General features: G+C 60.3%; 10 protein-coding genes. 5 read left to right on the forward strand and 5 right to left on the reverse strand.

Going from position 1 to position 13,247, the window contains the following annotated elements:
- Nucleotides 1-300: 300 nt before the first annotated feature.
- The 3 genes from ACKLNA_RS23005 to ACKLNA_RS23015 form a co-directional block, all read right to left on the reverse strand.
- Nucleotides 301-627 (reverse strand): hypothetical protein, encoded by a 327-nt coding sequence (locus ACKLNA_RS23005; RefSeq protein ID WP_007952780.1) that lies wholly within the window; start codon nucleotides 625-627, stop codon nucleotides 301-303.
- Nucleotides 628-808: 181 nt separating this feature from the next.
- The gene (locus tag ACKLNA_RS23010) at nucleotides 809-2,152 is read right to left on the reverse strand and encodes an aryl-sulfate sulfotransferase (protein WP_408987189.1); all 1,344 of its coding nucleotides are present in this window, start codon (nucleotides 2,150-2,152) and stop codon (nucleotides 809-811) included.
- Between the two features lie 23 nt (nucleotides 2,153-2,175).
- Nucleotides 2,176-4,536 carry a TonB-dependent receptor gene (locus ACKLNA_RS23015; RefSeq protein ID WP_408987190.1) on the reverse strand — a complete coding sequence of 787 codons (2,361 nt, stop codon included), beginning with the start codon at nucleotides 4,534-4,536 and terminating at the stop codon, nucleotides 2,176-2,178.
- A gap of 165 nt (nucleotides 4,537-4,701) precedes the next feature.
- Between ACKLNA_RS23015 and ACKLNA_RS23020 the strand changes: the two genes are divergently transcribed.
- Entirely contained in the window at nucleotides 4,702-5,646 is a 945-nt protein-coding gene (locus tag ACKLNA_RS23020) for a LysR family transcriptional regulator (protein ID WP_408987191.1), read from the forward strand.
- 101 nt (nucleotides 5,647-5,747) lie between these two features.
- A complete protein-coding gene (locus ACKLNA_RS23025) occupies nucleotides 5,748-7,358 on the forward strand; it encodes an alkaline phosphatase family protein (protein ID WP_408987192.1) in 1,611 nt (536 codons plus the stop codon).
- A gap of 87 nt (nucleotides 7,359-7,445) precedes the next feature.
- Here the strand turns inward: ACKLNA_RS23025 and ACKLNA_RS23030 are convergent, their stop codons facing one another.
- Nucleotides 7,446-8,366, reverse strand: a complete 921-nt coding sequence (locus ACKLNA_RS23030; RefSeq protein WP_085712666.1) for a TauD/TfdA family dioxygenase — start codon at nucleotides 8,364-8,366, stop codon at nucleotides 7,446-7,448.
- A gap of 180 nt (nucleotides 8,367-8,546) precedes the next feature.
- On the opposite strand from ACKLNA_RS23030, the gene ACKLNA_RS23035 reads away from it, so the two are divergent.
- A complete protein-coding gene (locus tag ACKLNA_RS23035; RefSeq protein ID WP_039764497.1) occupies nucleotides 8,547-9,467 on the forward strand; it encodes a LysR family transcriptional regulator in 921 nt (306 codons plus the stop codon).
- Nucleotides 9,468-9,506: 39 nt separating this feature from the next.
- On the opposite strand, the gene ACKLNA_RS23040 is transcribed toward ACKLNA_RS23035, so the two are convergent.
- Nucleotides 9,507-10,520 (reverse strand): ABC transporter substrate-binding protein, encoded by a 1,014-nt coding sequence (locus ACKLNA_RS23040; protein WP_011331920.1) that lies wholly within the window; start codon nucleotides 10,518-10,520, stop codon nucleotides 9,507-9,509.
- A gap of 304 nt (nucleotides 10,521-10,824) precedes the next feature.
- On the opposite strand from ACKLNA_RS23040, the gene ACKLNA_RS23045 reads away from it, so the two are divergent.
- Together ACKLNA_RS23045 and ACKLNA_RS23050 are read left to right on the forward strand one after the other, a co-directional pair.
- Nucleotides 10,825-12,423 carry an ABC transporter permease gene (locus tag ACKLNA_RS23045; protein WP_408987193.1) on the forward strand — a complete coding sequence of 533 codons (1,599 nt, stop codon included), beginning with the start codon at nucleotides 10,825-10,827 and terminating at the stop codon, nucleotides 12,421-12,423.
- A complete protein-coding gene (locus ACKLNA_RS23050; protein ID WP_408987194.1) occupies nucleotides 12,420-13,235 on the forward strand; it encodes an ABC transporter ATP-binding protein in 816 nt (271 codons plus the stop codon). Before ACKLNA_RS23045 ends, ACKLNA_RS23050 begins: the two co-directional genes overlap by 4 nt.
- Nucleotides 13,236-13,247: the final 12 nt, after the last annotated feature.

The following is a 13,247-nucleotide window of genomic DNA, read 5'->3' on the forward strand; positions in this document are numbered from 1 at the left end:
GGTCAATCATTAGGGCTGGAGGCTTATCTCCGAAAGTAATCTTTCATGTTATGAATAGACGCTTATGGAATATAAGAAACGGTCATTTTCGCCAAAGCCACGGCCCGCAAGGCTTCCAGCGATTCGCCAGAATCGACATGCTTTCCCGGCATAAAAAGTATTCATCCAAGGCATCGGGTTATTGATGACCCGGGATTCAGTGACAACTAATTCCAAGGTGATAGTTGACGATTTTTTTCGACAAACAAATAAAAAGGCCGATGCATATTTAATGCATCGGCCTTCGACTTGCAGAATTTCTTATTGCTTCACAAACTCCCCAGCCAGACCCACTACATCACCGTCAAAGTTGGTGCGCGAACCCACTGCACGAACTTTCGAGTAGTTGTGATCCGGCGAGAACAGGGTCCAGGACTGGTAGCCAGTGCCGTCATTCAGAGCCGCGAAAGTAATGATCGTAGGCTGCCCGGTGCTGTTCTGGAAGTGGTAGTGACCGTACGCGATGTCGTAGTTCACGCCGTTCTGGCTGAATTTTCCGCTGAAGGTGCCGTTGGAGTCGTTGCCATCGGTAATCGTCAATTTGGCGCCAGCGTTAGCGTTTACATAGTTGCCATTAATGCTCGACATAACGAGATTCCCTTTATCGTTGGATAAGTGTCTTCCGATGAGAGCAAGTTTCCTCCTGGAAACTCACGACACTCAGGATGGTTGGACATTCATTTATTGTCCACGCGACTTTTCAACGAAATTGCTATATGCACCATTCATGTCGCTCATAACTTATTTCGATTCGGAAGACTCTTAATAACTAACGACTGGCATTGGTTTGCTGCACGCCAATAGCCGGCGCAATCACTGCCGTCTCCGAACGCGGCGTGCCTGCCGGCACCCAGTCATAACTCACAGGCAGAGCCCGATAGACCCAGTTGCTGATAGCGTCGCTGCCCGGTGCCTTGCCCAAATAGGGGCTGACGTATTCCCAGACGTTCTCGCCGCTGGCCGTCACCTGGAAAAACCGTCCGTTCATGCCCTCGTCGATCAGCGTGTTGCCGTTGGGCAAACGCCGTGCGCTGCTGATGAACGAGCTGTAGAACGCCCACCCCGGCTGCTTCGAATTGGCGGCGCTGTACTGCCAGACGATTTCGTTTTTCACCGGGTCGATTTCCAGCACCCGCGAGCCGGAAATCAGCCCCAGCGTGACGTTCGGATAGCCCGCCGAACCCTGATTGTCGAACACCAACAGATTGCCGGCGCCGGGCAGTCCGGCCGGGATGATATGCGCGTCATGCTGGCCAACAAACTGGTCCACCGGACGCGGAGTCTGCTGCGCGGTTTTCGGGTTGGCCAGCGGCAGGTTCGGCCCCAGGCGCCACACCACTTTGCCGCTGTGCTTGTCGATGATCGCGATGAAATTGGCGTTGCGTGAATCGAGCAGCAGGTTGTCCGGATTGAAGCGTTTGTCACCGGCATCGAACCACTTGTTCGGCCCGACCAGGCTGAGGTTGTTGATGTGCAGGTAATCCGGATTTTCACTGGCACGCACCAGCTTCAATTGTTCGGCGGTGAAGCCGAATTCGTTCAAGTGATCCGACGCCAGCCACTGCCATTTCACCTCGCCCGTGGGGCTGACTTCGTAGATCGCATCGTCGATCACCTCGGGCACTTTGAAGCCTTTGACCTTGTGCACCTTGTTCGCCAGCACCACGGTGTTGCCGTTGCTCAGACGACGCTGGTCGTGATGCTGTTGCGCGGCGCCACCGGGCGCCTTGTCGCCCCACTGCCAGACGACTTTGCCGTCCCAGTCCAGCTCACCGATGCTCTGATTGCCGAGGCCGTTGCCGGCGGAACCGAGCTTGCCCGGATCCTTTTCGCTCAGTTGCAACAACACATGACCCCGCTCGCCACCGACCAGTTGCGGGTCGATGATTGCCGACGGGAATCCGGCCTGGGGCCAGTTCTTGACCTCGTTGCCGTTCATGTCGATCAGGTGCGTCTGCTTGTCGGCACCGCTGAAGATCACATATTGGTTGAAGGCCTTGGCCGGGTCGTATCGAGTGACGCCGGTGGGGTAGACGCTGGGCGCGGCGAACGCTCCGGCACTGAGCACTGCGCCGGACAACAACACCGGTAAAGCGGTTTTGATGCGCAACATGATGCAGCTCCTTGAGGGATAGATCAGAAGTCGTAGCGACCGGTGACGCCGAGGGTGCGCGGCGTGCCGAGCAGGCCTTCATAACCGCCGTTGCCGCCGGTCCACAGGGTCGTGTAGTAGGTTTTGTCGAAGGCGTTTTTCAGCCACAGCGAGACGTCCCACTGACCCTGATTGAAATCGCCGCGCAGACCGGTGGACAGGTTGACCACGGCGTAACTCGGGATCTGGCCGTAGTCGGAATCCTCGACCGTGCCCACCGCTTTGGAGCGGAATGCGTAGCTGCCGGTGACGTAAGGTTGCAGCCCGTTGGCCAGATTCCATTCGTATTTGCCGTTGGCGTTGCCGATCCATTTCGAGGCACCGACGACCTGGTGACCGCTGAGGTCGCAAGAGGCCGGAGCCCCCGGTGCCAGGCTGACTTCCGGCGGGCACGGCGCGTCTTTGTACGAGAGGTAACTGACGTCGTTGAACGATCCGTTGAAGTTCAGGGTCAGGCCACGCAGCGGGATCACGGTGCTTTCGAATTCCACACCGCGCGACCGCACTGAGCCGGCGTTGGTCAGATATTGCACACGGTTGACGTCATCGTAGGCGTTGGTCTGGTAGGCGTTGACTTGGGTCCAGAACAGGTTGGCGTTGAGCTGCAAACGGCGATCCCACAGCGTGCTCTTGAAGCCGAGTTCGGCGTTGTTGGCGCGTTCGGTGCCGATCAGCAGCGAGTCGGCGCCAGCGGTCGGAGCGGAACCGACCACGAGGTTGACCCCGCCGGATTTCTCGCCATGGGACAGCGTGGCGTAGCCGAGCAGATCATCGGTGATGCGATAGCTGAGGTTGAGCAATCCGGACGGGCTGGAGCTGTACTGGTTCAGATCGCCGGAATCGTAAGCGCCGGTCCGGCCGCGTCGCGCAGTGGCTGCAGCCCCCGTGACAGCGGCGCCACCGACCGGCGCATCACGATTGACCCAGGCGTTCTTCTCTTCATAGGTGCCGCGCACCCCGGCGGTGAAATCCAGGCGCTCGGTGAGGTGCCAGGTGCCTTGGGCGAACAGGGCGAAACTGTCAGTCTTGATGTGACCATTACCGACGCTTCCGACATTGGCCAATGCGCCCCGTGGCGTGCCGTTCCAGATGTCGGCCTGCGGGCCGTAATAGGCGAAGGATTTGTTGTCCAGATCCGAACCGAAGTAGTACGCGCCTAGCACGTAATCAAAGAACTCCCCCTTGGGCGATGCGAGGCGAAATTCCTGCGAGTACTGTTTGTCCTCGACGGAAACCCCGGCGTTGTAGGTCGCCGCGACATTGAGGCCATCGTCGTTGGCCGGGGTGAAATTCCAGAAGCGATAGGAACTGATCGACGTCAGAGTAAAGTCGCTCGGCAACGTCCAGTTGGCCTCCACCGACGTGCCGCCCTGATGCACCGTGACGTGCTGGTCGTTGTCCAGATTGACCTTGCGATGCGAACCGTTCACCAGCGTCGCGCCAGCGGCGTTGGCCCGCGACTGATAGAGGTTGACGCCGTTGATGGTCGGCCCGGTGTTGTACAGCACGCGGGTGCCGGCGCTGGAATCCTCTTCGTTGTAGTCACCGATCCAACGCAGATTGAAATTCTCGTTGGGCTTGAACAACAGCTGTGCACGGAAGCCGTCGCGGGAGCCGCCGTTCAGGTCATGGCCGTTGAATTCGTTTTTGATGTCGCCGTCGCTGCGGGTGCGATAAGCGGAAATGCGCCCGGCCAGTTGATCGTTGAGCGGCCCGGAAAGCGTGCCCTTGGTCTGGAAATAACCGTCCTCGCCGACCGAGGTCTCGATGCTGCGCTCCGGGGTGAAGCTCGGTGCGCGGGTGCTGATGTTGATCACCCCGGCGGTGGTGTTCTTGCCGAACAACGTCCCCTGCGGCCCGCGCAGGACTTCCAGCTGTTCGATGTCCATCAGGTCGAACACCGCCATCCCCGGACGGCCCAGATACACGTTGTCGATGTACAGGCCGACGCTGCCTTCCAGGCCGTCACTGGCCGGGTTGTTGCCCAGGCCGCGAATCGAAACGCTGGACTGGCGCGCATGCATGTAGGCGACGTTGACGCTGGGCACCAGTTGCTGCAGATCCTGAATCCGATAGACCCGCTGTGTCTCCAGGGTCTGGCCGCTGACCACGCTCATCGGCGTCGGTACATCCTGCGAACTTTCTTCGCGACGGCGGGTGGTGACGGTCACGGTTTCCAGTTGCGAAGTGGCGGTCGCAGTCTTGCCTGCCGGTGCCGAAACAGGGGCTTGGGCTTCGTCGGCGTAACCCTGATTCCAGCTGGCACTCCCCGCCAGCAACAGGGCCAGAGGCAGACGTTTGAGCCGTCGTGGCGGCGGCGGTGAAGCGAGGTTCAACGGACTCATGGAGCTGCTCCTGGTCAAAAAACACGCAGACATCTTTCGTGCCGCATATTCTTTAAAGTTATTTATTTATGTTTTTACAAAGATTTACTGCATAAGAGATTGCCTTTATAAGGAGTCGACCTAATGCATATCCAATGCATTTCCCGGATATTTTTTATGTGAAAAATGCATATCGACTTGCGCCAGCTCAGACACTTCATCGCCCTCGCCGAACAACGCAGCTTCGTCGCGGGCGCGCAGGCAGTGAACCTGTCGCAGTCGGCGTTCAGCCGCAGCATTCAGGCGCTGGAACACAGCGTCGGTTGTCAGTTGGTGGATCGCGGGCGCAAGGAATTGCCGCCGACCAAACAGGGTCAGGTGCTGCTTGAGCACGCGCGGCGGCTGGTCAGCGGTGCGCAGCAAATGGCCAACGAGATCAGTCAGTTCAACGGACTTGAGGCGGGGGAATTGCGCTTCGGTTGCGGCCCGGCACCGGCGGCAGGATTGATCCCGCGAGCGATCGGCAGCTTCATCGGCCGCTACCCGAAAGCGCGGGTGCATTACCAGGTCGATGACTGGCAGAGCCTGAGCAAGCGACTGCTGAGCGAAGAGTTCGAATTCTTCGTCGCCGACACCCGGCACTTCGAGGCGGATCCGGATTATCTGACCCATCGGTTGCGGCCACGCAAATGGCATTTCTGCTGTCGCGCCGGGCATCCGCTGGCCGCTCTTGATCGGGTCACGGCCGAGCAATTGATGAGTTATCCCCTGGCCGTCAGCATTCGTCCGCCGAACCTGCGCAAGGTTATCGTCGACCTCAGTGGCCGGCCGGATTTCATCCCGAACGTGGAGTGCGAGAACAGCGCCAGCCTGCTGGGCGTGGTGTTGCGTTCCGATGCGATTGGCATCGTCGGCGCCTATTCGGATGCGTTGCATCAAGCCAGGGGCGAACTGGTGTGTTTGAAAATCGAGGGACTGGCGGATGATCTGGAGGAGTTGTATACGCGTTATGGAATCGTCAGCCGCGCCGGGTATCGGCTGTCGCCGTTGGCCGAGGCGATGATCGAGCAGATCAAGGCGATTGATGCGGTGGATGAGGAGGTATGTTCGCTGGCGAACCTCGCCGTCTGACCCCATGCGTTTCATGCATGGCAAGCATTCCCCGAATGCACTTGCCGAACACCCTCGCCGAAAGCGAAAAACCTCGCCTGTCTTTCTGACTGGTGAACCCCATGTCCAACCCGCAAAACCCCGTGCGCAACGTGCTGTACATCATGTGCGATCAACTGCGCCGCGATTACCTGTCCTGCTACGGCCACCCGCACCTGCATACCCCGAACATCGATCGCCTGGCCGCCGCCGGCGTGCGCTTCAGCCGCGCCTACACCCAAGGCACGATCTGTGGACCGTCGCGGATGTCGGCCTACACCGGGCGTTATGTCAGCAGCCATCAGGTGGCGTGGAACGCCGTGCCGCTGCCGCTGGAAGAACTGACCATCGGCGATTACCTGCGGCCCCACGGCATTCGTACTGCTCTGGTCGGCAAGACCCACGCCACGGCCAACGTGGATGCCTTGCAGCGGCTGGCGATCAACCCTGCAAGCGCCCAGGCCGAAGTGCTGAACGAAGTCGGCTTCGAGCCGTACTTTCGCCACGACGGCATCTTCCCCGACGACCCGTTGTTCGACGACAAACGCGAATCCGCGCCGTACACCCATTACCTGCGCGAGCAAGGTTTCGAAGGGCGTAACCCCTGGCACGACTGGGCCAACGCCGCTGAAGGCGACAACGGCGAAATCCTCAGCGGCTGGAAAATGCGCCATGCCCATCTGCCGGCGCGAATTCCCGAGCAACATTCAGAGACTGTCTACACTACAAATCGAGCCATCGACTTCATCGGTGCGCAAGGTGAAAAACCGTGGTTTTTACACCTGTCCTATATCAAACCCCACTGGCCCTATATCGTACCAGCTCCGTACCACACCTTGTACAGTACGAAATCGATTCTCGAACCGGTACGTAATGCCGCTCCAAGCGACCATCCCGTCTATCAGGCCTTTTGCCAGCATGAGGAAAGCCTGAATTTCTCCAAAGACCCGGTACGACAGAACGTGATCCCGACGTACATGGACCTGGTCAAACAAGTCGATGATCAGTTGGGGCGGCTGTTCGATTTCCTGCAAAGCAACGGACGCTGGGATGACACGCTGATCGTGTTCACCAGCGATCACGGCGACTTTCTGGGCGATCACTGGCTGGGCGAGAAGGAGTTTTTGCTGGAGCAAGCGGTGGGCGTTCCCTTGATCGTGCGCGACCCGCGTGCGGCGGCGGATGTCACTCGGGGCACGGTGGACGAGCGCCTGGCGGAAACCATCGACGGCGTGCCGACCTTTCTCGAAGCGCTGGGCGTGACGGGCGCCGAACATCGACTTGAAGGTCGCTCGCTGATTCCACTGCTGCACGGCGAAAATCCTGAATGGCGCCGCTACGCAATCAGCGAATACGACTACGCCTTCCAGGCCCCGGCCCGGGAGCGACTGGGCCAGCCGATCGACCGTTGCCGCATGACCATGGTGCGCAGCGAACGCTGGAAATACCTCGCGTACGACGGCTTCCGGCCGCAGCTTTTCGATCTGTTGAATGATCCGCAGGAGCTGCAGGATCTGGGCGCGGACCCGGCGTATGCGGCGGTGCGCGAGGAACATGCGGGGTATCTGTTCGAGTGGGTGCGCGGTTTGAAGCGGCGCACGACCATCAGTCATCAGGAGGTTGATTTGCGTGGGCAGCGGTTTCGTTATGGGGAGCCGGAGACCGAGAAGATGGTGCAGATCGGCGTGTGGTGATTAGAAGCATCGCTGGCAAGCTCGCTCCCACAGGATTTGCGTACACCGCAAACCTGTGGGAGCGAGCTTACTCGCGATGAGGCCCGATCAGACGCCGACGATTTCAGCGCCTTTGATGGTCTGACTACGCTGCCCATTCGCCCCGACCGGCACTTCCCCTTTCAGCGTCACCCGACGCACCACGCGATCCTGTGTGCCGTAATCATCAATCGCATAATGCTGCGTCGAACGGTTATCCCAGATCGCCACATCACCGGCCTTCCAGCGCCAGCGCACGGTGTTTTCCTGACGTATCACATGGCTCTGCAACAGCCCGAACAGATGCGCCGAATCGGCCTGTGAATAACCCTTGATGCGTTTGACGAAGTGCCCCAGCAGCAAGCTTTTTTCGCCGCTGATCGGGTGTACGCGGACCACCGGATGTTCGGTCTCGTAGACGGTCGAGGTAAAGATCTTGCGATAGCGCTCGAGCTTCTCCGCCGACACATCCGGCTTCGCCCCGGCGTAGTCGTATTCATTGCTGTGCACAGCCACCAGTTTGTCTGCCAGTTCCCGCAATTCGGTCGGCAGTTCGTTGTACGCGGTCGCAGTGTTCGCCCACAGGGTGTCGCCACCGAATGCCGGAGCCACCACCGAGCGCAGGATCGACGCTTTCGGGTAGGCATCGACGAAGGTCACGTCGGTGTGCCAGGAGTTGGCGCGCTGCCCTTCGGCGCCGTCCAGTTCCAGCAGGTAACGGGTACCCTCGCGGGACGGCACGGTCGGGTGGGCCACCGGTTCGCCGAGCAGATGCGCGAAGGCTTCCTGACGTTGATCGTCGAGCTGGGTCTGCTCGCGGAAGAACACGACCTTGTACTGGACCAGCGCCTGTTGAATGGCTTCAACCGTCGCGGCATCCAGTTCACCGGACAGGTGCACGCCACGGATTTCGGCGCCGATACGGCCGGCCACGGGATGAATGTCCAGCGCGTGGACAGCGGGTTTTACAGCGAGTGCGGCATTGCTCATGGGTAGACCCTCATCAACTGCTTGCGGTTGGACGGCAGCGAAACAACGCTCTATCTATATTCCATTTACATCTAATAGATATTCACATGCTTCGTTGACGGAATAAGAGCTTGCATTTAAAACCTCAAGCAACCTCGTCGCAAATGCCTTCGAGCTATTTTTAGGATGCCGGAAAAGCATATGGATCTTCGCCAGTTGCGCTACTTCATCGCCCTCAACGAACACCGCAGTTTTGTCCGCGCGGCCGACGCCATGGGCATCACTCAACCGGCGTTCAGCCGCAGTATTCAGGGGCTGGAGCAGGAGTTCGGCTGCGTGCTGGTGGATCGCGGCAACAAGGATCTGCGTCCCACCCCTGAAGGCCAGGTAGTGCTGCAGCACGCCCTCACACTTGTGCAGGGCGCCGCGTTGCTCAGCGCCGAAGTAACGCAGATGACCAAGCTCGACGCCGGCGAACTGCACTTCGGTTGCGGCCCGGCACCGGCGGTGAAACTGGTGCCGGATGCGGTGGCGCAATTCATCAATGCGCACCCGAAAGTGCGCACCTGCTTTCAGGTGGATAACTGGGAAAAGCTCAGCCGCGCCCTGAGCCGCGAGGAGATCGAATTCTTTATCGCCGACATTCGCCATTTCGAGTCCGACCCGAACTTCCAGACCCAGCCGCTGACGCCCAAGCGCGGGGTGTTTTTCTGCCGGCCGGGGCATCCGCTGCTGGCCAAGGAAAGCCTGTCGACCAACGACATGTTCGACTACCCGCTGGCGACCACGCTGATCCCGCCGGGCATTCGCAAACTGCTGGCGAATCTCAGCGGCCGGATCGATTTTTCCCCGACCATCGAGACCGAGCATTTTCCGGCGCTGGTGAAAGTGGTGCTGCAATCCAACGCGATCGGCGTCGGCACTGAAGAGGCGTTTGTCGAGGACATCGCCCAGGGCTCGCTGGCGCTGCTGCACTGGCGCAACCTGCCGCAGAATCTGGAAAGCATGAATGCGCGGTGCGGGATCGTGAGCCGCACGGGATTCCGGCTGTCACCGGCGGCGCGGGCGATGATCGAGACGTTGGTGGCGGTGGATAAACAGGAGATCAGTGTCGCGGTATAACGATCCTTCCCACGCTCAATGTGGGAAGGATCGCGTCATTCAGAGCTTCGCCGCCGCCAGCTCTGGCGCGACCCACTCGTTCACCTTGAACGGCTTGCGGATCAGCTTCTGCTGCGCCGCCAGATCCACCTTGCCCTGCAGGTTTTCAAGGAACAGTGGATCGAGTGTCGACGGGAAGACTTCGCTCAGATTCTGATCCTTCAGATCCTGGGTGAGGATCACCGGCGGATAGCTCGCCAGCCCCGACACAAGCTGCACGTAAGCGTCCTTGTTGCTGTCCTGGGTCAGCCACTCCACCGCCTGTTGCTGCGCCTTGAGCAGCTTCGCCACGGCTTCCGGATGCCCGTCGACAAACTTGCCGGTGCCCACCAGAACTGACTGCACGCTGCCGGCGCCGCCGAGGTCCTTGGTGTTCAGAGGCAACTCGGCCAGGCCCTTGGCTTGCAAGGCGGTCAGCCCGGAGCTGCCCCACGACGCATCGATCTGCTTCGCCGCCAGCGCCGCTACCGCCGCGTTGAAATCGAGGTTGATCACCTTCACGTCCTTCTCGCTCAGGCCCACGCTGGCCAACGCGGCATCGAACGACAACTGGGTCGCGGTGCCCCGGAAGATCGCCACGCGCTTGCCTTTGAGATCCTGCAACGTCTTGATCCCCGAACCCGGCACCACGCCGAGGTATTGCTTAACACCCCGGGCACTGGCACTCAGCAGCCGTGTATCCAGCCCGTTGGACTTGCCGATGATGGCCGCCAGATCCCCCAGATACGCCAGGTCCACCTGACCGTTGGCGAACGCCTCGTTGATCACCGGGCCGGCGCCCTTGAAGAAGCTCCACTGAATCTTGATGCCCTGATCGGCGAAGGCCTTTTCGAAGATCTGTTGATCACGCAGGACGTCCACGATGCCCCCGCCGCTGTGTTGAGTACCCGCGCTCAGATCAGGCACGGCAATCCTGATTTCCTTGAGCTCGTCGGCCTGGGCAGAGAACGCCAGCAGGCCCGCCAGTGCCGGCGCGGCAAACAGACTGATGACACGTTTGAAGGGAAGGTTCATGGGTGCGGCTCCTGATCACGGCGGGCATTGAGGAGCCGAAAGTAGGCGCAATCCGCATCAGCACTTAAATACTTAAAAAGCACATTTTTATAGCCTTTCAAGCTAAGCCAGCAAAGTCGGGACATGCAGAGCTGTATGCATGGAGAGCATCGAAAATATTCTTCGAATGCATTGGATGCGTGCAGGGCTGGAGGCCTTAAATGGCGCTGCTTATCTCCAAAATGATTATTTTTTAATTCACTTATAACTATTAGTTCACCGCTAATTCCGCTGACACGATCCAACCCGACAACGGAGGTCACCCATGGCCCGTGAATCCCTGCTCAGCCTGCCACTGGCCGCACCGCCGCTGAAAAACCGGCGCACCTGGCCAAGCCTGAGCCATCGCGTTTTACCCTGGATATTGCCGCTCGGACTGTTCACCCTGTGGTGGCTGGCGGCGCGCAATCAATGGATGAGCGAACAGATCCTGCCGGCGCCGTCGCTGGTGTGGAACAGCGCCGTCGAGCTGTCCCAGGGCGAGTTGTGGAGTCACTTGTGGATCAGCCTGCAACGGTTGTTCTGGGGCTTGTTGGCGGGCGTTGCCGCTGGCGCGGTACTCGGTGCGGCGCTGGGCTTCAGTCGTCGTCTCGAACGCCTGATCTTCCCGACTTTCGCCGGCCTGGCCCAGGTGCCGACGCTGGCGTGGATTCCGCTGTTCATGGTGTTTTTCGGCATCGGCGAGACGCTGAAACTGGTGGTGCTGGTCAAGGCCATCGTGGTGCCGGTGACCCTGCACACGCTGGTCGGCGTGCGCGATGCGCAGCCCAAATTGCGTGAAGCCGCCGCTGTATTACGTTTGCCGCCGCGCCTGTTGATCCGCCGACTGGTGCTGCCCGCCGCCCTCCCGGCATTCATGGCCGGCGTACGTCTGGCCCTGGCCGCTGGCTGGACTTCGTTGCTCGCCGTGGAGCTGCTGGCCTCCAGCGAAGGCATCGGTTACCTGATGGTCTGGGCGCGTCAGTTGTTCATGCTCGATATCGTGTTCGTGTGCATCGTGGTGATCGGCCTGATCGGCGTGGCAATGGATCGCGGCATCGGTCTGCTGGACAGGAAACTGGTGCACTGGCCGTACCCGGCCACGGCGGAAATTCGTCGCGGGCCGCGTTATGAAGGCTGGCAGCGCGTGCAGCCGTGGCTGTTGCCGTTGGGGCTGTTTGCGCTGTGGCAACTGGCGGTCGATCAGCAGTGGGTGGACGCCAACATTCTGGTCAGCCCGTTGGCCGTGTTGGAAGCCACAAAACACGGCCTGCTCGACGGTACGCTGATCAGCGGCATGGCCCTGAGCCTCGGCCGCACACTCGGCGGCCTGTTGATTGGCGGCGGCCTCGGCCTCGTGCTGGGCTTGCTGCTGGGGCTGTCGCGTACCAGCGAACGCGTGCTCGGCCCGACCCTCGCCGCCCTTCGTCAGATCGCGATTTTTGCCTGGGTTCCGCTGCTCACCGCATGGTTCGGTCTGGGCGAACTGGCCAAGTGGGTGTTCGTCGCTCTCGCCGCTTTCTTTCCATTGTTTGTTGCGACTCAACGCAGCGTCGCCAACCTATCGCCGCAACTCAACGAAGCCGCACAGGTACTGCGCCTTAGCCTCGCTCAACGCCTGCGCCGACTGGTTTTTCCAGGCGCCGCGCCGGGGATTTTCGCCGGCCTTCGACTGAGCCTGATCTACGCCTGGCTCGGCACCATCGGCGCCGAATATTTCATGCCGTCCAACGGCGGCATCGGCAGCCAGATGATCGGCGCCCAACAACTGCTGCGCATGGATCTGATCATGGCCGGGATGCTGCTGGTCGGCCTAACCGGCGCCCTGCTCAACCTCATTGGCCAACGCCTGGAAATCCGCGCCACCCGCTGGAGACACGCATGAACGCACCGATTGTCAGCTTCAACCACGTAGGCAAATCCTTCGACGTCGACGGCTTCGAACTGGAGGCGATCCGCGAATTCAACCTCGACATCGCCGAGGGCGAATTCGTCGCCATCGTCGGCTCCAGCGGCTGCGGCAAGTCCACCCTGCTGCGCTTGCTGGTGGGGCTCGACACGCAATTTCGCGGGCAGATCACGGTCGATGGCAAAGCCGTCAGCGGCATCGGCGGCGAACGCGGCATCGTGTTTCAGGAACACCGTTTGTTCCCGTGGCTGACGGTGGCCGACAACATCGGCCTGGGCCTGGTCAACGAGCCGCTGAGCGCCGCTGAAAAGCAGCAGCGCGTCAACGATTTCATCGAACTGGTGGGCCTGCGCGACTTCACCCGCGCCTATCCGCATCAACTTTCCGGCGGCATGGCCCAGCGCGTGGCGATTGCTCGCGGGCTGGTGGCGAGCCCACGAATCCTGCTGCTCGACGAACCCTTCGGCGCCCTCGACGCGCTGACCCGCCAGCAGATGCAGGACGAACTGCTGGCGATCCGTGAGCGGGCAAAGATCACCATGATTCTGGTAACGCACGATGTCGAGGAAGCGATTTTCCTCGCCGACCGCGTGGTGGTGATGGAACCGCGCCCCGGCCGGATCAAACAGGTGGTGAACATCGCCCTGCCCCATCCGCGCCAGCGCAGCAGTTTCGACTTCCATCAATTGCGCGAAGAACTGCTGCACGAACTGACCAGTGATGACCATTACCAACCGAGCGTGCCAGTACAGATCCGTGATCTGCCGTTGTCGTTCATTGCCTGCTGAACAGGAGCCTGT

It is taken from the genome of Pseudomonas sp. UV AK001, assembly GCF_046097675.1.
Classification (GTDB): Bacteria; Pseudomonadota; Gammaproteobacteria; order Pseudomonadales; family Pseudomonadaceae; genus Aquipseudomonas; species Aquipseudomonas kribbensis.